Annotated in this window: 20 protein-coding genes and 1 tRNA gene; 12 read left to right on the forward strand and 9 right to left on the reverse strand. The window is 68.2% G+C overall.

From position 1 onward, the window contains the following. Positions 1-8 precede the first annotated feature (8 nt). Complete coding sequence (locus K8P63_RS00630) at positions 9-1,016, forward strand: glycosyltransferase family 4 protein (protein ID WP_223797967.1); 1,008 nt, start codon at positions 9-11, stop codon at positions 1,014-1,016. A gap of 108 nt (positions 1,017-1,124) precedes the next feature. Here K8P63_RS00630 and K8P63_RS00635 read toward each other — a convergent pair whose 3' ends face one another. Beyond that, positions 1,125-2,033, reverse strand: a complete 909-nt coding sequence (locus tag K8P63_RS00635; protein ID WP_223797968.1) for an iron-containing redox enzyme family protein — start codon at positions 2,031-2,033, stop codon at positions 1,125-1,127. Positions 2,034-2,169: 136 nt separating this feature from the next. Continuing rightward, a complete protein-coding gene (locus K8P63_RS00640; RefSeq protein ID WP_223797969.1) occupies positions 2,170-3,924 on the reverse strand; it encodes a hypothetical protein in 1,755 nt (584 codons plus the stop codon). 123 nt (positions 3,925-4,047) lie between these two features. Here K8P63_RS00640 and K8P63_RS00645 point away from each other — a divergent pair, with 123 nt between their 5' ends. Further along, positions 4,048-4,446: a VOC family protein gene (locus K8P63_RS00645; RefSeq protein WP_223797970.1), complete on the forward strand. Its 399-nt coding sequence runs from the start codon at positions 4,048-4,050 to the stop codon at positions 4,444-4,446. A 61-nt stretch (positions 4,447-4,507) separates the two neighbouring features. Then, complete coding sequence (gene dld / locus K8P63_RS00650) at positions 4,508-6,205, forward strand: D-lactate dehydrogenase (RefSeq protein ID WP_223797971.1); 1,698 nt, start codon at positions 4,508-4,510, stop codon at positions 6,203-6,205. A gap of 57 nt (positions 6,206-6,262) precedes the next feature. Here the strand turns inward: dld and K8P63_RS00655 are convergent, their stop codons facing one another. Next, a complete protein-coding gene (locus tag K8P63_RS00655) occupies positions 6,263-9,298 on the reverse strand; it encodes a TonB-dependent receptor plug domain-containing protein (RefSeq protein ID WP_223797972.1) in 3,036 nt (1,011 codons plus the stop codon). 348 nt (positions 9,299-9,646) lie between these two features. Between K8P63_RS00655 and K8P63_RS00660 the strand changes: the two genes are divergently transcribed. Both K8P63_RS00660 and K8P63_RS00665 read left to right on the forward strand, forming a co-directional pair. Then, positions 9,647-10,345: a GntR family transcriptional regulator gene (locus tag K8P63_RS00660; protein ID WP_223797973.1), complete on the forward strand. Its 699-nt coding sequence runs from the start codon at positions 9,647-9,649 to the stop codon at positions 10,343-10,345. 64 nt (positions 10,346-10,409) lie between these two features. Beyond that, positions 10,410-11,255 carry a fumarylacetoacetate hydrolase family protein gene (locus K8P63_RS00665; protein ID WP_223797974.1) on the forward strand — a complete coding sequence of 282 codons (846 nt, stop codon included), beginning with the start codon at positions 10,410-10,412 and terminating at the stop codon, positions 11,253-11,255. A 139-nt stretch (positions 11,256-11,394) separates the two neighbouring features. On the opposite strand, the gene K8P63_RS00670 is transcribed toward K8P63_RS00665, so the two are convergent. Together K8P63_RS00670 and K8P63_RS00675 are read right to left on the reverse strand one after the other, a co-directional pair. After that, a complete protein-coding gene (locus K8P63_RS00670) occupies positions 11,395-12,135 on the reverse strand; it encodes an SDR family oxidoreductase (RefSeq protein WP_223797975.1) in 741 nt (246 codons plus the stop codon). A gap of 10 nt (positions 12,136-12,145) precedes the next feature. Further along, positions 12,146-12,982 carry an SDR family NAD(P)-dependent oxidoreductase gene (locus K8P63_RS00675; protein ID WP_223797976.1) on the reverse strand — a complete coding sequence of 279 codons (837 nt, stop codon included), beginning with the start codon at positions 12,980-12,982 and terminating at the stop codon, positions 12,146-12,148. A gap of 214 nt (positions 12,983-13,196) precedes the next feature. Here K8P63_RS00675 and K8P63_RS00680 point away from each other — a divergent pair, with 214 nt between their 5' ends. From K8P63_RS00680 to K8P63_RS00710, 7 genes are all read left to right on the forward strand, one after another. Continuing rightward, positions 13,197-14,450 (forward strand): MFS transporter, encoded by a 1,254-nt coding sequence (locus K8P63_RS00680; protein ID WP_223797977.1) that lies wholly within the window; start codon positions 13,197-13,199, stop codon positions 14,448-14,450. Positions 14,451-14,467: 17 nt separating this feature from the next. Beyond that, positions 14,468-15,223, forward strand: coding sequence for an SDR family NAD(P)-dependent oxidoreductase (locus K8P63_RS00685; protein ID WP_223797978.1), 756 nt, complete (start codon positions 14,468-14,470; stop codon positions 15,221-15,223). Between the two features lie 47 nt (positions 15,224-15,270). Next, positions 15,271-16,161 carry a ThuA domain-containing protein gene (locus K8P63_RS00690; protein ID WP_223797979.1) on the forward strand — a complete coding sequence of 297 codons (891 nt, stop codon included), beginning with the start codon at positions 15,271-15,273 and terminating at the stop codon, positions 16,159-16,161. Further along, positions 16,154-16,642 carry an SRPBCC family protein gene (locus K8P63_RS00695; RefSeq protein WP_223797980.1) on the forward strand — a complete coding sequence of 163 codons (489 nt, stop codon included), beginning with the start codon at positions 16,154-16,156 and terminating at the stop codon, positions 16,640-16,642. The genes K8P63_RS00690 and K8P63_RS00695 overlap by 8 nt, the downstream gene beginning before the upstream one ends. 41 nt (positions 16,643-16,683) lie before the next feature. Further along, entirely contained in the window at positions 16,684-18,582 is a 1,899-nt protein-coding gene (locus K8P63_RS00700; protein ID WP_223797981.1) for an outer membrane protein assembly factor BamB family protein, read from the forward strand. A 91-nt stretch (positions 18,583-18,673) separates the two neighbouring features. Beyond that, complete coding sequence (locus K8P63_RS00705) at positions 18,674-18,991, forward strand: c-type cytochrome (protein ID WP_223797982.1); 318 nt, start codon at positions 18,674-18,676, stop codon at positions 18,989-18,991. Positions 18,992-19,092: 101 nt separating this feature from the next. Further along, a complete protein-coding gene (locus tag K8P63_RS00710) occupies positions 19,093-20,526 on the forward strand; it encodes a Dyp-type peroxidase (RefSeq protein ID WP_223797983.1) in 1,434 nt (477 codons plus the stop codon). Positions 20,527-20,538: 12 nt separating this feature from the next. On the opposite strand, the gene K8P63_RS00715 is transcribed toward K8P63_RS00710, so the two are convergent. The 4 genes from K8P63_RS00715 to K8P63_RS00730 all read right to left on the reverse strand — a co-directional run bounded on the left by K8P63_RS00715 (position 20,539) and on the right by K8P63_RS00730 (position 24,565). Next, a complete protein-coding gene (locus K8P63_RS00715) occupies positions 20,539-21,672 on the reverse strand; it encodes an aldose epimerase family protein (RefSeq protein ID WP_223797984.1) in 1,134 nt (377 codons plus the stop codon). After that, positions 21,669-23,201 carry a PQQ-dependent sugar dehydrogenase gene (locus tag K8P63_RS00720; protein ID WP_223797985.1) on the reverse strand — a complete coding sequence of 511 codons (1,533 nt, stop codon included), beginning with the start codon at positions 23,199-23,201 and terminating at the stop codon, positions 21,669-21,671. Before K8P63_RS00720 ends, K8P63_RS00715 begins: the two co-directional genes overlap by 4 nt. A gap of 111 nt (positions 23,202-23,312) precedes the next feature. Beyond that, positions 23,313-24,014 carry an HAD-IA family hydrolase gene (locus tag K8P63_RS00725; protein WP_223797986.1) on the reverse strand — a complete coding sequence of 234 codons (702 nt, stop codon included), beginning with the start codon at positions 24,012-24,014 and terminating at the stop codon, positions 23,313-23,315. A gap of 477 nt (positions 24,015-24,491) precedes the next feature. Next, positions 24,492-24,565: transfer RNA gene (locus K8P63_RS00730), tRNA-Gln, on the reverse strand. Between the last annotated feature and the right edge of the window lie 73 nt (positions 24,566-24,638).

The raw sequence follows: 24,638 nt of genomic DNA on the forward strand, positions 1-24,638 counted from the left end.
CACCGCCGATGCGCATCGCCATGCTCGCCCCCATTTCTTGGCGTACGCCGCCGCGCCACTATGGCCCGTGGGAGCTGGTGACCTCGCTGCTCACCGAGGCTCTGGTTGCGCGCGGCATCGACGTGACCTTGTTCGCCACCGCCGACAGCCTCACTGCCGGCCGGCTGGAGGCGGTGGTGCCCACCGGCTATTCGGAGGATGGCACGCTCGACGCCAAGGTGATGGAGATGCTCCACGTCTCGAACGTGTTCGAGCGCGCGGGCGAGTTCGACCTGATCCACAACCAGGCGGATTTCGTGCCGCTCACCTTCTCGCGGCTGGTGGCGACGCCGCAAGTGACCACGATCCACGGCTTCTCGTCGGAGCGGATCGTGCCGGTGTTCAAGCGCTACGAGGATCGCGTGAACTATGTCGCGATCTCCGACGCCGATCGCCATCCCACGCTGCGCTATGCCGACACGATCCACCACGGCATCCCGATCGAGCATTTCCCGTTCGACGCGCAGGGCAGCGACGATCTGCTGTTCTTCGGCCGGATGCATCCCGACAAGGGCGCGGGCGAGGCGGTGCGGCTGGCGCAGGCGACCGGCCGCCGGCTGGTGATGGCCGGCATCGTGCAGGACGAGGGCTATTTCGCGCGCGAGGTGCAGCCGCACGTCGACGGCGACCGCATCGTCTATGACGGCCCGCTCGGCGGCACCAAGCGGACGCAGGCGCTGGGCGGCGCGCGCGCCTTGCTCCACCTGATCGGCTTCGACGAGCCGTTCGGCCTGTCGGTGATCGAGGCGATGGCGTGCGGCACGCCGGTGATCGCTTACAATCGCGGCTCGATGCCCGAGCTGATCGTCGACGGCGTCACCGGCTTCCTCGTCGACAGTTTCGACGAGGCGGTGGCGGCGGTCGCCCGCATCGACACGATCGATCGCGCCGCTTGCCGTGCGCATGTCGAGCGCCACTTCACGGTGGAGCGCATGGCCGAGCGCTATCTGGAACTCTACCGCCGCATCCTGGGCTGATGCCGTCTCATGTCATCCCGGACTTGTTCCGGGATCCACGCCTCCGCCAAGCGCTGGGCCAAGGAGATGGGTGGATGCCGGAACAAGTCCGGCATGACGGAAAGGATATCAGTCGTTCGCGCTGGCCCACAGCATCGCGCGATAACGATCGAAGCAGCGCGCGCCGCAGCGCAGGCGGATGAGCGCGCCTTCCGCCATCGCGGTCGCGCGGCGCGGATCCTCTTCCACCGCCGGGCGGATCGCTTCGCGATTCCAGTCGGCGCTATGCTTCACGTCGAGCACGGCGTGGAGATCGAAGTAACGGCGCTCCTTGTCGGACAGGCCGATGCGGCGCAGCCCCTTTGCCACCAGCGCCGAGCGGCCGGGCGCGGTCAGCTCGATCACGCCGAGCGCGCCGACCGAATGCCACGCATAATGACGCGTGCTCGCCATCGCCGTCATCGCATTGGCGAGCGCGAGGCTTTCCCACGCGGTCGTCTCGATCCGCGGGTCGACGCCGAGCGTCTCGACCAGCCGGTCGAGCATCGGCCCGTGCATCCCGGCCGGCGCGCCGCGCCCCATCTCGTCCCAGTAATTGCGCGCCAGCTCCAGTTTGGGGCGCGTCGGCAGCTTGACCTGCGTCATCGCGACGAGATCGTCGAAGCCGGCTTCGCCCGCGGCTTCCTGCTCGAAGAACCATTTGAGTTGCTGCGGGCTCGCCGTCTCGGCCAGCCACGGGAACAGCGCGTCATTCTGGCCGGGCCCACCTTCCTTCAGCGCCTCGAACCAGGCGATGAAGCCGTCGACGTCGGTCGGCGCCGACGCCGCCTCGTCGCGGATCTCGGCGCGCAGGTCCTCGAGGAAGGCGCCCTGCAGGCGGATCATGCGCGTGTCGCGGTCCAGTTCGCGCTGCCACGCCTCGCTGGGGAAGCCGGGCTGGAGCCGTTCGCGGTTCCAGTGGGCGAGCCCGCGCTGGAAACTGTCCGTCAGGAATTGCGACCCGCGCTCGGCGCGGGCCCGAATGGCCGATTGCAGCATGATTGGTCCCTCTAGATCCGCGCGGCAGCGCCGGCGCGGCTAAGTATCTGTTGGGGTGTCAAACCATCGGGCGGGCAGGAAGGTTTCCGCGCGGGCGGCCGCCGCTGATCTGCATCAGGACGATTGCCGCCGCGCGTCAGGTCCAGTTGCCGCGCGCCGCGAAGCGCGCCTTGGCGGTCGCGATGTCGCGCTGCACCGCCGCCAGATCGTCGTCGAACGTGCGATCGGCGAAGGTGATCGTCGGGATCGGGCGCTGGTCGGCGGTGACCGGGCGGTAGCGGTTGAAGCCCGCCTCGTGCACCCCGGTGGCGCCGCGCCCGGGTGCGCCGTGGCTCAGATGATCGAACGACGCGACATGGTCGAAATTGGCCTGCGGATAGAGCGGATAGCGCGCCACCTGCGACATCGGCATCACGCCCATCTGCGCGTCATATTGCATCTCGGCGATCGGCGGCCGGCCGGGCAGGCGGCGGGCGAGATCGGCGACCAGGGCGCGCGTGCCCTCGAACATGTCGCCGCGATCGTTATTCTCCCACAGCCCGGCAATATCGAGGAAGTAAGCGTCGATCGGATGGCGGCCGAGCATGTCGGCGATACGTCCGGCCAGGTGCGTGCGCCAAGCGGGCGCGGCGAGGTTCATGAACACCATGCCGCTGTCGCCCTTCGCGTCGCCGTCCCAGTCGACATAATTGGCCGGGAAGTTCTGGCCATAAGGGTCGCGCAACTGCGCCTCGGCGAGCGGCGGAAACAAGGGCGACGTCGGATTGGCGACGTTGCTGCCGAACATCAGCGCGAAGCGGTAGCCGAGCCGCCGCCCCTCGGCGATCAGCCGCGCGAAGCCCGCCGCGCCGCCCATGCGCGGATCGGGCGCGAAGGCCGGATAATCCCAATAATAGCGGCCGTCCCAGCCGGCGAGGAAGATCATCACGGTGGCCGGATCGATCCGCTCGGCCGCCCAGCGCAGGATTGCGCGTTGGCGATCATAATCGTTGAGGATGCGCCCGCTCCAATGCTGGCCGTGGAGCGTCAGCACCAGCGCGAGATGCTTCATCCAGTCCGGCGCGTCGGGGCGGGTACGGAACGACGGCAGCGACCAGGCATCGGCGACATGCGCGAAATGGTCGCGCGCCGCGCTGGCGAAATCGGGCGCGGCGGCGATCCGCCACGGCTGGGTGGCGGCGCTGGTCGGGCGCGTCCAGCCCGGCGTTTCCGCCACCAGCTCGGCCTTGTAGCCGGCCGGCCCGGGCCGCAGCTGGAAGCGGGCGGGCCGCACCTCGCGCTGGCGCGACGCGATCGTCCAGACGCGCCCGTCTGCCGCCTCGATCGCGACCAGCGGCGTTGCCATGCCGCCGTTCAGCGCGGGATATTCGAAGCGCTGGTCGTCCTCGCCCGGCTCGATCCACGCGCGCGCGGCGGGCGATACGCGGCCGCGCGGCAGCCCGCGCACGATCGTCTTGAGCGCCTTGATCGGCCGGTCGAGCGCCGCGCGCATCGTCCACTCGACCGCGCCGTCGGGCAGGCGCACCAGCTCCGCCGCGATCGTGCCGGGAATCTTCTCCTGCCCGCCTGCCCAGGTCAGGCCGTGCGCCGTCAGCCGCACGCGATCCGGCGTCGCGGTCAGCGTCGCGGTCGCGGGATCGAGCGCGTAGCGATTGTCGTAACCGATCACCTCGAATGCGAAGCGGAAGCCGGCGAAGGCGACGCTCGGCTCGGGCCAGTCGTAGCTGAACGCCATTTCGGCGCGGCCGGTGGAGGGGATGGTCAGCCCGTCGGTCGCGACCAACAGATCGAGCCCGGCCGGGTTGGCGCGATTCGCCCCGCGTGCGGCGGTGGCCAGCCCGAGTGCGCCGCCGGCCGCCACCAAGTCGCGTCGCGTTATTCCGTCCGTCATCGTGAGAAGCCTGCCGATCCCGTGAGCCTCCCACGCTGCGGGAACGGCTTTCCATGCGCAAGGGTCGCGGCTTGACGCGCGCCGCGCCTCGCCCGCAGGGTCGCGCCGATACGGAGGGATGGCATGGCGTTCGAGCGGCTCGGCCACATCAACATCAAGACGTCGGAGTTCGACGCGACGATGCATTTCTACCAGACCCTGTTCGACCTGCAGCCCGGCCCGGCGGCGACGATGGCGGATCAGGACGGCAATGCCTGGCTGCATGGGCCGGACGGGCGCGCGATCCTGCACATCAACCGCCTCGATCCGGGCGATGCGCGGCCGGTCGGCGCGGTGACGCGGCTCGACCATGTCGCGTTCGACTGCGACGACCAGCCGGGCATGCAGGCGCGGCTGGACGCCGCCGGGATCGCCTATCGCGTGTTCGCGACGCGCGTCCCCGGCCTCGTCCAGATCAACCTGCTCGATCCCAACGGCATCAAGCTGGAACTGACGTTCGGGCACGCGCTCGTCCAACGCTGACGCCGCGCCGATTGACCGATCGGCCGGCCTGTATACAGATGCCCGAAACGGAGGATGAGGCGTGTCGCACGAGCATCTGGTCGAAGGATTGCGGGCGATCGTCGGGCGCACGCACGTACTCACCGCACCGGGCGCCACGCGCCGTTTCCGCCACGGCTATCGCTCGGGCGCGGGCGCGGCGGTGGCGGTGGTGCGGCCGGGCAGCCTGATCGAATTGTGGCGCGCGATGCAGGCGTGCGTCGCCGCCGACGTCTCGATCATCATGCAGGCGTCGAACACCGGGCTCACCGGCGGCTCGACCCCCGATGGCGACGATTATCCCGGTGGCATGGTGATCGTCAGCACGACGCGCCTCACCGGCCTGCACCTGATCGACGATGCGCGGCAGGTGGTCTGTTTGCCGGGCACGACGCTCTACGATCTCGAGCGCGCGCTGGCGCCGCAGGGGCGCGAGCCGCATTCGGTGATCGGATCGTCGTGCATCGGCGCATCGGTGATGGGCGGCATCTGCAACAATTCGGGCGGCGCATTGGTGCAGCGCGGCCCCGCCTTCAGCCAGCTCGCGCTGTATGCGCGGGTGACCGCGGAGGGGCGGCTCGATCTGGTCAACCATCTCGGCATCCGCATCGACGGCGATGCCGAGACGGTGCTCGCCGCGGTCGAGGCTGGACGGTTCGACGCCGCGGCGATCGAGCATGATCCGGCGAAATGGGCGCACGACCATGATTATGCGGCGCACGTCCGCGCGATCGACAGCCCCGGCGCGGCGCGCTTCAACGCCGATCCGCGCTGCCTGTTCGAAGGATCGGGCAGCGCCGGCAAGCTGATCCTGTTCGCGGTGCGGCTCGATACCTTTCCCAAGGAAATCGGCACGCGCACCTTCTACATCGGCACCAACGATCCGGCCGAGCTGACCGCGCTGCGCCGCGGCCTGCTCGGCGGCAATGCGCCGCTGCCGATCGCGGGCGAATATATGCACCGCGACTGCTTCGACATCACCGCGGTCTACGGCAAGGACACGTTCGTCGCGATCCAGCGGCTCGGCACCGATCGCCTGCCGCGGCTGTTCGCCGCCAAGGCGCGGGTCGACGCGATCGCGCGCGCGCTCCGCTTCGTGAAGCCGGGGTTCAGCGACCGGCTGCTGCAATGGGCGAGCACGCGGCTGCCGCGCCACCTGCCGCCGCGCATGACCGACTATCGCCACCGCTTCGAGCATCATCTGATGCTGAAAGTGTCGGCGGGCGGGATCGAGCCGACCCGCGCATTGCTCGACGGCATGTTCCCGAGCGAGACGGGCGCTTATTTCGAGTGCAGCGACGACGAGGCGACCAAGGCGTTCCTCCACCGCTTCGCCGCCGCCGGCGCGGCGGTGCGCTATCGTGCGATCCACGCCGACACGGTCGAAGATATCGTCGCGCTCGACATCGCATTGCCGCGCAACACGCGCGACTGGGTGGAGACGCTGCCGCCCGAGCTCGACGCGAAGATCGCGCACAAATTGTATTACGGCCACTTCCTCTGCCACGTCTTCCACCAGGATTATGTGGTGCGGAAGGGGCATGATCCGCTCGCGATCGAGCATGCGATGTGGGCGTTGCTCGACGCGCGCGGCGCCGAATATCCGGCCGAGCACAATGTCGGCCATCTCTACAAGGCGAAGCCGGCGCTGGCCGATTTCTATCGCGGGCTCGATCCGCGCAACCAGCTCAATCCGGGCATCGGCCAGACGACGAAGGCACGCGACTGGGCCGACGCCTGACACGAAGAAGCCCGGAGCCGAAGCTCCGGGCAGGCGACCGGCCGGGGGACCGCCGGTTCAGATCTTGAAGCGCGCGCCGACCACGAAATAGGCGCCGACCACGTCGTAATAGGATTGATAGGTCGGGTAGAATTCGGTCGGCTGGGTGTTGAGCTGCGGCGCGAACACGAACTTGTCGGTCAGGTTGGTCCCGTTGGCGAACAGCGTGACCTGATGCCCCTGGACCTTGATGTCGTAGGAGATGTTCGCGTTCAGATACGCCACCGCGGGGATGCGGTTGTTGGCGACGAACACGTTGGGCTGCTTGGTATAGTGCATCACGCCGATGAAGCGGACGTCGGCGCCGAAGCTCAGCGGCCCCTCGGTCAGCTGCGCCGAGGCGGTGAACTTGTGGCGCGGCACGCCCGATCCACCGCCCGCGACCGTTCCGTCGAGGCGCAGCGGCGCGGCGATCGCCGACGCGCGGCTGGTCAGGTTCGGCGTGAAGTTACCGATGAAGCGCAGGTCCAGCCGCGATGTCTCGCCGTTGAAGATATGCCCCATCGGCATGCGATAATTGAGTTCATAATCGAAGCCGTAGGTGGTGAGCGCCGCCTGGTTGAACGGCACCTGCGCGATGCTGGTCGGGAAGTTCGCCGCCGACCGGTCGGAATAAGGCAGCGGCCGCAGGATATACTGGCACAGCGGATCGGTGCCGCCTGAATCCTCGCACCTTTGGTTGAGATCGAGGTTCGACAGCGTCGTGATCTGGTCCTTGATCTTGATATGGTAGTAATCGAGGCTGGCGCTGAAGCCGGGGATGAATTCCGGCTGCCACACCGCGCCGAAGCTCATCGTGTCGCCGCGCTCGGGCTTCAGCAACTTGTTGCCCTGCTGCAGCGTGATCAGGTTGGTGTTGAGCCCGGTATGGACGTCGGTGAACGTGCCGCGCGTCGACGAGACGCCGGCGAACAATTCGTTCAGCGTTGGTGCGCGGATGTCGCGCGACACGGTGCCGCGGAAGCGGATCTGCTGGACGGGCGTCCAGCTGAAGCCGCCCTTCCATGCCCAGATGCCGCCCGACACGCTGTAATTGGTGTAGCGCGCGGCGCCGTTCAGATCGAGCGCCTGGAAGAAGGGCTTGTCGCGCAGGATCGGTATCGCGATCTCGCCATAGCCTTCCTTGACGTTCTGCGTGCCGTGCGACGGGCCCTGGTTGGTCGAATTGTAGGTGAGGTTATACGTGCCGGCATAGGTGCGCAGCCCGGTCAGGTCGATCGGCTTGGACGGATCGTTGTTGCTCGTCATGTTGAGATATTGGTGCCGATATTCGGCGCCCAGCGCGATGTTGACCGGGCCGGCGGGCAGATCGAACACCGCGCCGGAGACGTTGGCGGCGAAGTCCGACTGGCGCGATTTGACCTGGAACTTCGAATCCTCCTGGAAATAATTGTACGAGGCCTGCGACGGCGAGCCGTTGCCGAACGGATTCCACGGCACGCAGCCCGGATAGAGGCCGGGATTGGTGATCGCGGTGCGGCAGACGATCGCGCCGCTGGTCGGATCGCGCACGGCGTCGAGTGCCGCGAACCAGCGCGACTGCTGGAAATTGCCCGAATGGCGCGCCTTCAGGTCCGAATCGCCATAGGATCCGGTCACCGACCAGTTGAAGTTGGCGAGCTTGCCCTTGAGGCCGCCCAATAGGGTCAGCGCGCTATTGTCCTGATAGGCACGCTTGGGCGTCTGATCGGCCTCGACGCGGCTGGCGACGAAACTCGCCACGCCCTGCTGCTGCATCGCCTGGCTGATGGCGGTCGGCAGGAAGGCGTTGTCCGAGAAGATCTGGAACGACTGGAACTGCGTGCCCGCACCCACCGTGACGAACTGGGTCTTCGAATCGCTATAGCTGCCCTGGAAGAAGCCGGTGATGCCGCCGCCGAAATCATAGTCGGCGCGCGCGAAGCCCTGCTTGGTCGCCAGACGGCTGGTGAGCGTCGTGCCGAACGTCACGGCGGTGTCGGCGCCGCCGACGTTGAAGTTCGGCGTCCCGGTCAACGTCCCGAGATCGGCCTTGTGGAAGCCGCCGCCCTGATCGAAGGTATAGCCGTTGAACGAGAACGGCGTGCTGCCGCTGAACGTCTGCGTCGCCTGGGCGAGGTTGCGGCCCGAATTGATCAGCAGGCCGTAGGTGCCGTTGGCGAGGCGCACGTTGTAGACCGGCGTGTAGGGGTTGGCCGCGCACGAACCGGTCGGGCATGGGCGCGCCGCATTGGCGCCGACATCGACCCAGCCGCCGGTATAATTGCCGCCATAGGGGCGCTCGCCATTGTTGGCGATGCCGGGCTGGAAGAAATAGTCGAAGCTGGCTTCCAGATGCAGGCGGTTGTCGAGCAGGCTCTTGCCGACGGCGATGTTGGCCTTGACCTGATGATCGTCCCAGCGGGCCGACTTGCCGTATTGCACCGATCCCTTGATGCCCTCGAACTTGGTGTCGAGGACGAAGTTGACCACGCCCGCGACCGCGTCCGAGCCGTAGGCGGCCGATGCGCCGCCGGTCACCACGTCGACGCGCTGGATCAGCGCCTGCGGGATGATGTTGGCGTCGACCGTGCCGGCATAGCTGGTCGGCGGCAGGCGCTGGCCGTCGAGCAGCACGAGCGTCTCGATCTCGCCCAGCGCGCGCAGGTTGAGATAATTGCCGGCGCGGGTTTCGCGCGCCTGGCTCGACGTGACGTTCGCGCCCGACGACTGGAAGAATTGCGGCAGCGTGGCGAGGCCGGCGGCGATGCTCTCCGGGGCCTTCTTGAGCAGTTCGGTGGTCGACACCACCGTCACCGGCGTCGGTGCCTTGTAGCCGTTGGCGACGATGCGCGAGCCGGTGACGACGATGTCGCTGACGGCTTCGCTGTCGACCGCAGCCGACGCGCTCGGCGCGGTCGCCTGGCCGCCGATCGGCGAGACCTGCGCGGCGGAGGCGTCGGACGCCGGTGCGGTGACGGCGGTGGTGGCGGGCTCCCCGGCGGGGATGGCTACCGTCTGGGCCTGCGCGATGCCGGTCACCCAGCCAGCGGCGCCCACCATCAGGCAGGCGCGCGTCATGGTCGCACGTGTCATGCATACTCCCCTATGTTCGCGATGCGGAACTCCGCTCGCTTGTTATTGGAATACTGTATGCAGTTGCTTTTGCACGCTCGTCAAGCGGCGGTTCATCTTTCCAGCACGCTCCAGCGAAAAATAGCGCCGGATTGACAGTGAGGAGGGCCGGTGTGGTATACAGTTACGCGAAACGGTGTCGGCAGGAACGGATCGTGCGGCTGCAGTGCCCTTCACGACGAGACGGACCGGAGCGACGGTCAGTTGCGCCGCGGGGGCGGCGATATGGTTCGTAGGCGAGGCGGCCCCGTGTATGGCGAGCGCGTAAGGTCGCGTGACGCGGCCGCACAGACGGGGAACGGGATCGGAATGGAGCAGGCCGGGGCGATCGTGGAGGAGCATGCCGCAGAGGCGATGCCCAGCACGCTGCGCACCCATCTGGTGCGCACGTTGCGCCAGCAGATCATGGGCGGGCGCTTCCGTCCGGGCGAGCGGCTGAACGAAAGCCAGATCGCGCGCGAATTCAATATCAGCCGCATCCCGGTGCGCGAGGCGCTGTCCCAGCTGCAGGAGCAGGGGCTGGTGATGAACCACGAGCGGCGCGGCATGTTCGTGGTGCAGCTCGCCGCCGACGAGGTGCAGCAGATCAATTCGCTGCGCATGGTGCTGGAGCCCGAGGCGATGCGCCTCGCCCGCGCGCGCATGACCGCGCCGGTGCGGGCCGAGCTCACCCGCCTGGTCGAGCAGATGGAGGCGTGGGACGGGCCGCTGATCGAGGCGGCCGCGCTGGATCGCACCTTCCACGCGGTGATCTGGCGCGCCGCGGGCAATCCCTATCTGGAGCGCACGCTCACCCAGCTCACCACCAGCCTGTTCGCGCACAAGGCGCTGGAGCATGTGAGCCAGGAGATTCGGCGCTGGCGGCTCAACCATCACCGCGAATTGCTCGATTACGTGCTGGGCGGCGACGCCGATCCGCAGCTCGCGATGCTGACCCACCTGCGCATGGGCTATACCGAGCCCGAGCGCTTCTCCAGCCTCGCGGTCCGGGGCGCGCCCGCCGCCTGAACCTTCCTCTCCGCCGCGCCCATTCCGGCGCGCCACACCCGTTCAAACCTCAGGAGATCCGCCGATGAAGCTCGTTCGCCATGGCCCCAAGGGGCAGGAAAAGCCCGGAATCGTCGATGCCGACGGGCAGGTGCGCGATCTGTCCGGCCACGTCGCCGACATTGACGGCGCGTTGCTGGCGAACGGGCTCGACGCGGTGCGCGCGCTCGATCCGGCGTCGCTGCCGCTGGTGCCCGCCGCCACGCGGCTGGCCGAACCGGTGGCGAAGGTCGGCAAGTTCATCTGCATCGGCCTGAACTACAGCGATCACGCCGCCGAATCGGGGATGCCGATCCCCGAAGAGCCGATCATCTTCACCAAGGCGATCTCGGCGATCATCGGCCCGAACGACACCGTGCTGCTGCCGCCCACCTCGACCAAGTCCGACTGGGAGGTCGAGCTCGGCGTCGTGATCGGCACCGAGGCGCGCTACGTCACGCAAGAGGCCGCGCTGGATCATGTCGCCGGCTATTGCGTCATCAACGACCTGTCCGAGCGCGAATATCAGCTCGAGCGCGGCGGCACGTGGGACAAGGGCAAGGGCTGCGACACGTTCGGCCCGTTCGGCCCGTGGCTGGTAACCGCGGACGAGATCGCCGATGTCGGCAGCCTCGGCCTGTGGCTCGACGTCAACGGCGCGCGGATGCAGACCGGCAATACGTCGAGCCTGATCTTCGGCATCGCCCACCTCGTCCATTATGTCAGCCAGTTTATGAGCCTGCAGCCGGGCGACATCATCAGCACCGGCACCCCGCCGGGCGTCGGCCTCGGCATGAAGCCGCCGGTCTTTCTCAAGGAAGGCGACGTGATCACCCTGGGCATCGACGGCCTCGGCGAGCAGCGGCAGGAGGTGCGTCGCTACGGGGCCTGAGCCGCTGGTTTCGAGTAGCCCGTTCGTGCTGAGGAGCGGCTGAGCCTGTCGAAGGCTCGTCTCGAAGCATGTCCTTCGAGATGCCCCTTCGACTTCGCTCGGTGGCTCCTCAGGACGAACGAAATGGGCGGAGCGTCGCCTACAAACTCATCCCGCCATCGACCACCACGTTGGTGCCGGTGATGAAGCGCGATTCGTCGGCGGCGAGCATCAGCGCTACCCCGGCAATCTCTTCCGGCGTGCCGATCCGCCCCATCGGCTGGCGCGCGACGAAGGCGGCGCGCGCTGCCGCCGCGTCGCCGGTCGCGCCCAGCCGTTCGGCGAGCGACGGGCTGTCGACCGTGCCGGGGCTGATCGCGTTGCAGCGTATGCCGTCGGTGATGAAGTCGCGCGCCACCGCCATGGTGAGGCCGATCACCGCCGCCTTCGACGTGGCGTAGGCGAAGCGGTTCGGCGCGGCCATCACCGACGACACCACCGAGGCGATGTTGACGATCGAGCCGTCGCGCCGTTCGCGCATCGCCGGCAGGAAGGCGCGGATGGTGGTCGCCATCGACTGGACGTTGATACGGAAGCTGCGCTCCAGATCGGCCGGGTCGCCGTCGAGGATCGTGCCGCTCGCCACCCAGCCGGCGCAATTGACCAGCACGCCGACGTCGCCATGCGCGGCCGCGACCCGCGCCACGCCGTCCACGTCGGTCACGTCCATCGCCGCATAGTCGATCGCCGTGCCGGCGAACGCCGCCTCCAGCCGGTCGAGCGCCATGTCGGTCGCGATCACGCGCGCGCCTTCGCGCACGAACGCCTCCACCACCGCGCGGCCGATGCCCTGCGCCGCGCCGGTGACGAGGCAGGTCTTGCCGCTCAGCCGATCACCCATGTCCGTCTCCTTACGCCGCGTAGAGGCCGATGCCGCCGTCGACGCGCAGCACCTGGCCGGAAATGAAGCCGCTGTCGGGCGCGGCGAGGAACGCCACTGCGCTCGCGATCTCGGCCGGGCGGGCATAGCGATCGAGCGAGGCGCCTTCGCCCATCATGCGCGGATCGGTCGCGCGCGTGGCGAGGAAGCGTGCGGTCATCGTCGGGCCGGGGCTCACCACGTTGACGCGCACGCCGCTGGGTCGCAGCTCGAGCGCGAGGCAGCGCGTATAATGGACGATCGCCGCCTTGGCGCAGCCATAGACCACCTCCGGCGACACGCCCTGATGCGCGTTGAGCGAGCCGAAATTGACGATCGCGCCCGCCTGCCGCGCGGCCATGCCGGGGGCGATCGCGCGGCACATCAGCATCGTGCCGATGAAGTTGCGCTGGAACACCGCCATCGCGTCGGCGAGGCTGACGTCGAGCGCGCCATTGGGATCGGGCTTGGTGCCGGCCGCGCCGATATCGCCGCCGGCGCAGTTGACGAGGATCGAGATCGGGCCGAGCCCAGCCTCGACCGCGGCCGTCATCGCCGCCACCGCGCTTTCGTCCGATATGTCGCCGGTGACGCCGATCACGCGCGTGCCCGCACCCGACAGGGTCGCGGCCACCGCCGACAAATTGGCGCCCTCGCCATATTGCGCCGGTGCCTCTTCGTTGATGTCGTGGATCGCGACGTCGGCGCCGCGCGCGATCAATGCCTCGGCGATCGTGCGGCCGAGCCCGCGGCCCGAGCCCGTGACCAAAGCCACCTGCCCCCCGAGTGAGGCGGCCGGCATGGCCGCCTGCGACAAATCCTGCTCCATCCGCGCCTCTCCTGAATACAATTGGCGGCACGCGCCGGGTGGCGCGCTTGCTCTGTTGGCGGTTCCGCTCTACCCACAGGAATGCGACGCCTTGGCCGCGTTGACAAGCATGCTTTTGCATTTAGTATACAGGACGACGCGAAACATCGCGCAAAACGCCGGGGAGGATGCAGTCGATGACGAGCGGCACCGCACGAGCAGGACATTGCCGCGCATGACGCCGACGCGCGTCCGCTATCGCGTCGTCGGCTTCGCGCTGACGCTCGCCATCCTCTCCTACATTCAGCGCGTCGCGATCAGCCAGGCCGCTGGGCCGATCGCGCACGATCTCAAGCTCGACAAGCAGCAGCTCGGCAGCGTGCTCGGCGCGTTCGGCCTCGCTTATGCCGCGTTCGAGATCCCGATGGGGCTCTACGGCGACAAGAAGGGCGTCCGCCGCGTGCTGGGGCAGATCGTCATCGCCTGGTCCTTCTTCACCGCGCTCACCGGTGCCGCGTGGAACATGACGTCGCTGTGGGTGATCCGCTTCCTGTTCGGCGCGGGCGAGGCGGGCTGCTTCCCCAACCTCACGCGCATGCTCAGCCAGTGGCTGCCGCGCCGCGAGCGCATCCGCGCGCAGGCGCTGATGTGGGCCTCGACCCGCTGGGGCGGCGCGGTGACCCCGCCGCTCGCATTGCTCGGCATCACCCTGTTCGGCTGGCGGCTGAGCTTCGTCGCGTTCGCGCTGCTCGGCGTGATCTGGGCGGTGTGGTTCCTCGCCCGCTTCCGCGAGAATCCGGCGGACGACCCGGCGGTGAACGAGGCCGAGCTCGCGCTGCTGCAGGAATCGCACCGGATGGTGACGCAGCATCAGGGCCACTGGCTGCGCGTGCTGCTGCAGCCGCAGGTGCTGCTGCTGATGTGCCAATATTTCTGCTGGTCCTACATCTGGTATTTCTTCGTCACATGGCTGCCGACCTACCTGAGCGAGGCGCAGGGGCAGAGCGCCGCCGCCACCGCCGGTTTTGCGGTGCTGCCCTTGCTGTTCGGCGGCTTCGGCTCGATCGTCAGCGGGCTGTTGCCGCTGCATCTGCCGCGCCGCTGGATCGCGGCCGGCTGTTATGTGGTGGTACTGGCGCTGCTGCTGCTGCTGCCGACCGTCCACGGCGTCGGCCCGGCGATCGCGATCATGGCGGCGATCAGCTTCTTCGGCGACGTGACCATGCCGATCTCGTGGAACGCCTGTGTCGAGATCGGGCGGCGCTACACCGCCACCGTCGGCGCGGCGATGAACATGTTCGCCAATTTCTCGGGCTTCGTGGCGCCGTTCGTCGGCGGCTACATCCTCAAGCATTACGACAATGACTGGGCGCGCGTGCTGCACGTGATGGCGGCGTTCGCCGCGATCGGCGCGTTCCTGTGGCTGTTCATCGATCCCACCGGCGAGCGCGCCAACCGGCGCGACATCCCCGCCGACCTGCAACCCTGACCAGAAGCGAGACGCATGTGAAGATCGACCTTTCCGGCAAGACCGCCGTCCTGATCGGCGCCAGCGGCGGCCTCGGCGAAGCGATGGCGGCGGCCCTGGCCGATGCCGGTGCGTCGCTGGCGCTCGTCGGCCGCAACGCCGCCAAGCTCGAGGGGCTGCGCGACGCCATCGCCGCGAAGGGCGTGGCGGTCGAGCTGTTCACCGCCGACGTGGTGGTGGAGGCCGATGTGGCGCGACTGGCGGACGAGATCGGCGCGCGCTTCGGCCACCCGCAGATCCTCATCAACAGCGCCGGCACCAACATCCGCAAGAATCTGGTCGACTTCACGCTTGACGAGTTTCGCAGCGTGGTCGATTCCAGCCTGATCTCGACCTTCCTCGCCTGCCGCGCCTTCGTGCCGGGCATGATGGGGACGGGCTATGGCCGGATCATCAACCTCGCCTCGATCATGGCGCACATCTCGCTGCCCGGCCGGACGGCCTATTCCTCGGCCAAGGCGTCGTTGCTCGGCCTCACCCGCGCGCTCGCGCTGGAGCTGGCGGGCGAGGGCATCACCGTCAACGCGATCAGCCCCGGCCCGTTCGGCACGCCGATGAACGCTGCGGTGATGAACGATCCCAAGGCGAACGAGGCGTTCCTCGCGGCGCTGCCGGTCGGCCGCTGGGGCAAGGTCGAGGAGATTGGCGGGCTCGTCACCTACCTCTGCTCCGATCTCGCCGGCTTCATGACCGGTGCGGACTATATGATCGACGGGGGCTGGACGGTGAAATAGCCGCCGCCCCGATCACGCGAAGAACAAGAAACACGAGGAGAGCGATGGTGAAGCGGACGGCGACAGGCTTGGCAGCGGCATTGCTCGCGATGTGGGCGGCCGGGGCGACAGCGCAGATGGCCGCGCCGCCGGGGATCGATCGCAACGGTGTTTCGACCGGATCGGAAAAGCCGCGCATCCCCGGCCAGAACCTCGCCGGCATGCACGTCTACATCCGCGCCGGCCTCAAGACGCACCTGCCCGGCCAGCACGATTATCCGCAATTCCTCGCCGACTGGAGCAAGCTGCTGACGCGCCACGGCGCGGTGGTCGACGGATCGCTCCACGCGCCGAGCGCCGAGGAGCTGAAGGGCGTCGACGTCGTCGTGATGTACAAGGGCGACGTCGGCTTCATGACCCCCGCCGAGCACGCCGCTCTGTTCGATTATGTGAAGCGCGGCGGCGGCATCGTCATCCTCCACGATGCTTTGTGCGGCCCCGATCCCGCCGAGATGGCGATGCTGGTCGGCGGCGGCAAGAAACATGGCGAAGTGAACTACACGCTCGACGCCAAGGTGCCCTACACGATCGTCGATCCCGCCTCGCCGATCATGAAGGGGATGACGAACCTGACGCTGGAGCCCGAGGAGAGCTTCTACCGCATGACCTGGGCCAAGAACCCGGCGATGCACGTGTTGGCGACCACGGTGATCGACGATACCGAGGCGGCACGGAAGGGCGGCGGCGTCGGCCAGGTCGTGCCGCAGATCTGGACCTACGAGCACAGCCTGCCCGGCGGCCAGCCGGCGCGTGCCTTCGTCTGGATGCAGGGCCACACCTACGCCAACATGAAGAACCCGCAGATCCAGGCGATGCTGCTGCGGGGCATTTCGTGGGCGGCGAAGCACCCGGTCGACGAACTGGTCGATTACAAGCCGACGATCCCCGACAATGGCTAAGCCGGTCGCCCTGTTGGCCGCCGCGACGGTCGCGGCCGTCGCCATGACCGCTTGCGCCACCGACTATGTCGCCGTCCGCAACGAGGTGACCGTCGAGCGGCCGATCGACGCGGTGTGGGCGCGGATCGGCGGCTGGTGCGCGATCGCCGACTGGCTGAAGCTGACGTGCGAGACGGTGTCGGGCAGCGGCGACGTTGGCTCGGTGCGCCGGCTCAACGGCACCACGCTGGAGGCGATGGTCGGCCGCACCGCGCACAGCTATTCCTACTGGCAGACCGCCGGCAACATGGCCGGCTTCGCCTATCACGGCACGCTCGCGGCCGAGCCGGCGGGGCCGACGCGCACCACGCTCGTCTACACCTTGTTTTACGATCAGGCGGCGATGCCGTCGGACGCGGTGCGCGCGTCGGAGCATCAGCGCCTGCAGACGCGCTTTGCCGGCGCGCTCGCGGCGATGAAGCAGCTCGCCGAGACGCATTAGGCACGAGCGGGCCGAACCCGCCGAACGAGAGGATGAGGATGATGCGTATCGCTCTGCCGGGCCTGCTCGGCCTCGCGCTCGCCATGCCGGCGCTGGCCGAAGCGCCGGGCGACTGGGCGAGCAACAATCGCGATTTCGGCGCGCAGCGTTACGTGCCGCTGCGCCAGATCACGCCCGCCAACGTCGCCACGTTGCGCCAGGCGTGGGTCTATCACATGAAGCCCGCCGCCTCCGCGGACAAGCCCGCGCCGGCGCGATTGTTCATCTCCGAGGCGATCCCGATCGTCGTCGCCAACACCATGTACCTGCCGACGCCCTACGGCCGGATCGTCGCGCTCGACGCCTCGACCGGTGTGGAGAAATGGTCCGCGATCCTGCCCAACAACGACGTCGCCTCGATCCGCGGCGTATCGTGGTGGGCCGGCGACGGCACGCGTCCGCCGGCGATCATCGTCGGCACGCGCGCGGGCCGGATGCTGTCCTATGACGCGCGCACCGGCGCGCTCAACGCGTGGTTCGGCACCGACGGCGTGGTCGAGCTGAAGACGCCCGAGGTGATGAACGGCCAGCCCAACGCCGCCTACATCCAGCCGTCGCCGCCCTTCGTGTGGCGCAACCTGATCTTTACCGGCGCCGGGCCGGGCGAGGGGCCGGGCGGGTCGAACGGTGGCAAGGGCCCCGCCGGTGACACGCGCGCATGGGACGCGCGCACCGGCAAGCTCGTCTGGACCTTCCATTCGGTGCCGCGCCCCGGCGAGCTTGGCCACGAGACGTGGGGCGGCGACAGCTGGCGCGACCGTTCCGGCGTCAACGTGTGGGGCTGGATGACGGTCGATGATGCGCGCGGCATCCTCTACATGCCCTATGGTGCGCCCAACAACGATCGCGTCGGCATCGATCGGCCCGGCAACAACCTCTTCTCCAGCTCGATCGTCGCGGTGAACGCCGCGACCGGCAAATATCTCTGGCACTTCCAGGTCGTGCACCACGACGTGTGGGACATGGACACGCAGTCGCCGCCGACCTTGGTCGACGTGAAGCGCGACGGCCGCACGATCCCGGCTCTGGTCTCGGTCAACAAGAACAGCCTGATGTTCGTGCTCGACCGCGTCACCGGCAAGCCGGTGTTCGGCGTCGAGGAACGCCCGGTGCCGCCGAGCACGATCCCCGGTGAGCAGCTCTCGCCGACCCAGCCTTTCCCCGTCCTTCCCGAGCCGCTGGCGCAGACCGAACTCAGCCGCGCCAACCTCTACAAGGGCGAGGCCGCGCACGAGGCCTATTGCGCGAAGCTGGTCGACGACAACGCCATGAAGCTGGGGCCGATCTTCACCCCGCTCGAGCTCGATCGCTACACCGTCTCGCTGCCCGGCACGCAGGGTGGCGTGAATTATTATGGCGGCGCGTTCGATCCCAAAAGGCGGCTGTTCGTCGCCAATATCAACAACCTCGCCCAGCCGATGCGGATGGTGCGCCAGGCCGACGGCAGTTACGTCAATCAGGGCCCACTCGCCGGCACGCGCCGTTTCTGGGACGCCGACCGGCGGCTGCCATGCGGGCCGACGCCGTGGGGGCAGATGGTCGCGGTCGACATCGACACCGGCAAGATCGCCTGGCGCACGACGTTGGGCGTGACGGATGCCTTCCCGGAAGCGTTGCGCGAGACCGGGCGGCCGGGGCTGGGCGGCACCACGCTGACCACGACCGGCCTCGCCTTCGTCGGCGCGACCGACGACGAACGCTTCCGCGCGTTCGAGACCGCCACCGGCAAGGAGGTGTGGACGACCAAGCTCGACGCCGCCGCCGCCTCGACCCCGATCGTCTATGGCGGTGCGGGCGGCCACGAGTTCGTCGCGGTGGTGGCGACCGGCGGCAGCCAGAATATCACCAGGCTGGACGGCGACGAGGTCATCGCCTGGTCGCTGCCCGACGGCGCACGGTGACGCGCGCAGGCATCGAACCGTCATCGTTGGCGTTCAGGCTGGCAACCGCCGCGCGATCCCATATCGTGCGGCCGTGAGGAGAATCGGGATCATGCGCACGCTTTCGCTCGCCATCGTCGCGCTCGCGACGACCTTGTCCGTCGGCGCGGTGCGTGCGCAGGCCCCGGCAGCAGCAGCCCCGGCGACGGCGGGCACGTTGCCGGCGGGCCCGGCGCACGATTTGATGGTCCGCGTCTGCTCCGCCTGCCACGCGCCCGAAATCGCGGCGCAGCAGCGGCTGAGCCCGGCCGGCTGGAAGGATCTGGTCGACACGATGGCGAGCCGCGGCGCCGACGCCAGCGAGGCCGAACTGGCGCAGATCACCGATTATCTGGCGAAGAACTTCCCCGACAAGCCCGCGGCAAAATAGCCGCGGCTGCGGCCAGGATCGGCGGTCTAACATACTATATATCTCCCGGCGGGACGTCCCGATACGGTCGCGACTCGCTCGATCGAGCCTTGGGGGGACTTATGGGGCAACAGATCTTTCTCGATCCGCCGGATCCGCAGATCAACGAGCGGAATATCCAGGGTGATATACTCATCGGTCTTCAGAAGAAGGCCGAGATATTTCTGATGTTCGAGATCGTCGACGTCAGCGGATTCAAGGCGGCGCTTGAAACCTTGATACCGCGCATCGCCACCTTGGACGTCACGCGGAAATATGAGGAGGCGGCGGCGAAGGTTTCGTCCGCCAAACATGCCTGCTGCGACGTGCCGCCGCCGCCTGATCTCGATACCGTCGTGAAAACCAATATCGCCTTTTCCGCCATCGGTCTCGCCGAGCTGGGCATGTTGTATGACGGCGCCGACCCTTCGTTCATCGACGGCATGGAAAACCTGTCGGAGATGCTCGGCGACGATACGACCGAATGGCTGCCCGAATATCTGGATCGCCAGATCGACGGCGTGCTGTTGGTTGCCGCTTGGGACGCCGACATCGATCAGGCGGAGACGATGGCGCTCGACGCCGCGGGCGAGGTGCTCGGCCTGTTCGGGGCATCGCTGACGGTGATCGCGCAGGAGGTCGGCTCGCTCAACCGCGTGGCGCCCGGCCATGAGATGTTCGGCTTCGCCGACGGCGTCTCGCAGCCGGGCGTGAAGGGCCTGCACAAGCCGATCGCGGCCGACGATCAGGGTTTTCCGGGGCAGGATCTCGTCGAGCTCGGCGACTTTCTGCTGGGCCCTTATGAGAGCGAGCTGGGAACAGCGTCCACCCCACCGCAGCCGTGGATGCAGGACGGTTCCTACATGGTATTCCGCCGGCTGCAGCAGGACGTGAAGGCCTTTCGCGACTACACGCGGGCCGAATTTTCCGGGTTGGCACCGTCGCCCGAAGCGTTCGCGGCCAAGCTGATCGGTCGCTGGAAGGATGGCAGCCCGTTGGCGCGCGATCCTATGCGTCCAAATCCGGCGCACGATGGCGATCATCCGCTGGAGAATAATGATTTCGAATTCGGCGTGGAGAAGGTCGCGCAGACCCGCTGCCCGTTCAACGCCCATATCCGCCGGGTCTATCCGCGCAGCGACATCCAGGCCGGCGTCGGCAATGCCGAGCAGCGCCGCATCCTGCGCGCGGGCATCTCCTACGACAATTCGGACGTCGAATTCGGCGATCGCGGGCTGCTGTTCGTCTGCTACCAGTCGTCGATCGTGGACAAGTTCGACTTCATCCAGACGTCGTGGGCGAACGCGACGTCTATTCCCTTCGTGCCGCCTTACACCGGAATCGGCGTGCTGCCGCCGAACCCGGGCATCGACCTCATCATCGGCCAGGCGCCGGTGCGCTCGGCCACGTGGGATGGCGGCGGCGTGCTGAACAACGTGCCGCGCTTCGTCACCTCCAGCGGTGGCGAATATTTCTTCATGCCCTCGCTCTCGGGGCTGAGGGCGCTCGCTTCGTAGCGCGAGACGCGGTTACCGCGCGCCGCCCTCGGTCGAGAAGGCCCATTCGGTGGTCGAGCGGAAGGTCTGGCCCGGGCGCAGCACCGTGGTGGGAAAGGTCGGCTGGTTGGGGCTGTCGGGGAAATGCTGCGTCTCGAACGCGATGCCGTCGCCCTGACGCAGCGTCTGGCCGCCGGTGCCGACCGCGCCGCCGTTCAGGCCGTTGCCGGTATAGATCTGCACCCCCGGCTCGGTCGTGCGCACCGTCAGCACGCGCCCGCTCGCCGGATCGGTCAGGCGCACGGCGTCGAACGGCGCGCCGCCCGGCGTGCCGTCCAGCACGAAATTATGGTCGATGCCCTTGGCCATCAGCAATTGCGGGGTGCTCGACCGCACCCGCTCGCCGATGCGCGCAGGCGTGCGGAAATCGAGTGGTGTGCCCGCCACCGATGCCAGCTCGCCGGTCGGGATCTGGCGCGCGTCGGCGGGCGTGTAGCGGCTCGCGAACACCTGCAGCACCTGCGGGTCGACCGTGCCGGTGCCCGATCCCGCGAGGTTGAAGTACGTGTGGTTGGTCAGGTTGAGGACGGTCGGCTTGGTGGTGGTCGCGCGATAGTCGATCCGCACCACGTTCGCCGCGGTCAGCGTGTAGGTCATCGTCAGATCGAGCGCGCCGGGGAAGCCGCCGTCGCCGTCGGGGCTCTTGAGCGTCAGCATCACGCCGACGTCGCCGCCATGCTGGAACGGCGCGGCGGCGAAGATGCGCCCGGCATAGTCGCTCGGCCCGCTGTGCAGCACCACCTTGTTCGCCGGGCTCGCGCCGCCGATCGGGTAGAAATGGCCGTCGAGCGTGAAGCCGCCGTTGGCAATGCGGTTGGCGAAGCGGCCGATGACGGTATTGAACCCGCCTGCCTTCTCCCATTCGGCGAAGCCGTCATGGCCGAGGACGACGTTGGCCGGACGCCCGTTGCGATCGGGCGCCTCCAGCTCGACGAATGCGCCGCCGCGCGTCGACACCTTCGCGGTCATGCCATGATCGTTGGCGAGCGTGATGAGTTCGACCTGGCCGTCGGGCGCGGTGCCGAACGGGGCGCGGGTGACGCTGGCCGCGTCTGCTGCGGCGGCGCCGGCCGCAAGGATGCAGGCGAGCAGAACGGAAATCCTCATTTCAGCGGCTCCAGCCGAATGACCATGCCCGGGGTCGGATCCGACAGGCCGAAGCCCGCCGTGGGCGTCTGGACGAGGACGTAGAGCAGGCCATCGGGCCCGGTCCGCACGGCGCGCGTGCGGCCCAGATCGTGGAAGATGATCTCCTGCGACACCACGCTGCGTCCCTCGATCGCGATCCGCCGCAATTGCTGGCCTACCAGCCCCGCGACGAACAGGCTTCCCGTCCAGCCGGGATAGCGCGTGCCCGCGTAGAAGCCGATGCCGCTCGGCGCAATCGCCGGCGTCCAATAGGCGATGGGCGGGTCCATCCCCGGGGCGTCGCGCTTGGTGATGCCCGGCTGGATGCCCATCGACACCACCCCCCAGCCGTAATTGTGGCCCTTCGCGATGATGTTGAGCTCGTCGCCGCCCATCGGGCCATGCTCGCTCTCCCACAACAGCCCGGTGGCGGGATCGAATGCCAGCCCCTCGGGATTGCGGTGGCCGTAGCTCCAGATGGTCGGCACCGCGCCGGGCGTGTGGGCGAACGGATTGTCGGGCGGGACGGTGCCGTCGTCGTTAATGCGATGGATCTTGCCGAGCGGGCTGTCGAGCCGCTGCGCATCGGTCATGTCGCCGCGCTCGCCCAGCGAGAAGAACAGGTGGCCGTGCCCGTCAAACAGGAAGCGGCAGCCATAATGCGCGCCGCTGGCGGTATAGAGCGCGGGCGGCGCACGAAACAGCTCCTGATTGTCGATCCAGCGCCCGTCGCGGCTGATGCGGCCGCGCACGACGACGGTCATCGACGGCGGGCTCGCGACATGCCGGCCGGGTGTGGGCGTGGCCGCTTCCTCGGCCGTCACGACATGGCCGGGAACGACCTCGGCATAAGCGAGGTAGATCCAGCCGTTGCGCGCATAATCGGGATCGACCGCGACATCGAGCAGCCCCGAATCCTGCCGTTCCCATACTTTGGGCGTGCCGCGCACCGCATCGGGCAGCAGGCGCCCGTCGCGGGTGACGATGCGCAGGCGGCCTGGCCGTTCGGTCACCAGCATCCGTCCGTCGGGCAGCCAGGCGAGGCCCCACGGCGTCGACAGCCCCTTGGCGACGACATGGATCCGCACCGCCTGCCGCGCGGTCCGGATCACGCGCCCGTCCGGATCGGGCACGAAGGCCGGCGCCGCCTGCAGCGCCGCCGCATGCGTGCGGAGATAGGCGACCATCTGCCAGATGCGGTCGTCGCCGAGCACATCCTTGAACGCCGGCATCTCGCTGCCCGGCACGCCCTGCATTACCGTATCGTGGATCTGCCGGTCGCTGAGCTGGGCGAGCAGGCGCGGATCGAGCAGGGCCGGCCCGCGTCCGCCGCGCGCATCGCTGCCGTGGCAGCCGGCGCAGGTCTCGGCATAGGTCGCGGCGATCGCGGCATCGGGCCGCTGCGGGGGTGGCGCGGGCGACTGGGCGCGGATCACCCCCGCCAGCAGCATGAGCGCGGCCGCGCTTGCTCCCGCGCGACTCCTCGCGCGTCGTCCGATCGCGGCCATTCTGCGCCTCTCCATCGACGCAGCATGATTCTGCGTTCTTCAGGCGACTATTGTATGCACTTTCGTGGCTGGCAACCGCTTGATCGCCCTAGCCGCTCACGTGGCGGGCATTCAGCCGTCGTCGCCGACGATCGTCAGCTGCAGGCCATATTCTCCGGCGCCGATCCGCAGGTTTCGATAATCGCGCACGGCCGCATGGCCAAGCCCGGCCGCGGCATCGTGCACGGCGGTGATGACCAGCACCTCGGCCCCGGCCGCGACGCCGGCGCGCACGCCGGCCGCCGCATCCTCGAACACCAGACAATCGGCGGGGGCGACCCCCAGCCGCTCGGCCGCGAGCAGGAAACAGGCGGGATCGGGCTTGCCGCGCTCGATATCCTCGGCGGTGACGAGCAATGCCGGCTTGGGCAGACCGGCCGCCTGCAGCCGCACCTCGGCCAGCGCGCGCGGTGCGGAGGTGACGACCGTCCACCGCTCGGGCGGCAGGGCACGGAGGAAGTCGGCCGCGCCGGCGATCGGGCTCACGTCGGCGAGGTCGGTCATTTCGCGCTCGACGATGATCGCCGCCTCGCGCGCCGGATCGACGCCGGGGATGGCGAGGCTGGCGATGATGTCGGGGATGCGCATGCCGTGCGAGCGCGGCAGGAAATCGGCGGCGTCGAGCCCATGCCTCGCCGCCCAGCCCGACCACACCCGCCGCGACGCCGCGATCGAGGTGAGCAGCGTACCGTCCATGTCGAACAGGAACGCGGCATAGGGGCCGGTGCGGAGCGACGCGGTTGTGGCGGTGGGAGCGGGGGAGAGCGTGGACATTGCGCGCTTATGGCGGCCTTTGCCGGCATCGTCACGCCGCGACGTCGATCGCCGATATGGCGAGCTATGGGCGCCTCGCGGGGCATGGGAAGGGGGTATGCCCAACGAGGCGCCGCCCAAGGTCAATTAGGGGAACCTTGGGTGGAGCGCGCATAGCATCGCCGACGCCCGGCGACTGTAAATTGAGATCAATTCGACGATCGGTGAACGTGCATCGATGGCGTTAACCATATGATATTCGAGGCTTTCCTTGGGCCAGCCCGCGCCGCCGCCCGGCTACTCCCGTCGGGCGCTCCCTCGCCGGAGCGCACAGGGCCGTGGCTCGCTGCCGTCCGGACCTGGGGATGCCGGGTGCCATTTCCGCTGGCATGGGCAGCAGGACGATCATCTCACGTATCCGGCGCGACCGAGCCAGGGTCATCCACCCACCCGGTAAGACAGCCATTTCCTGAGAGGTGAGGCGAACCGCCTTTGTGCTGGATGCCCCGTGAGGATTCGAACCTCAATTAACGGAGTCAGAGTCCGTAGTCTTACCTTTAGACGACAGGGCAGCAGCAGCGTGCGGCCGGCGAGATAGGCAAGGCCGGGGCGTGAGTCAACAAACGGCGGCGGCTTGCCCGATAC

Origin of the sequence: Sphingomonas nostoxanthinifaciens, from assembly GCF_019930585.1 — a bacterium.
Taxonomy (GTDB): Bacteria; Pseudomonadota; Alphaproteobacteria; order Sphingomonadales; family Sphingomonadaceae; genus Sphingomonas_I; species Sphingomonas_I nostoxanthinifaciens.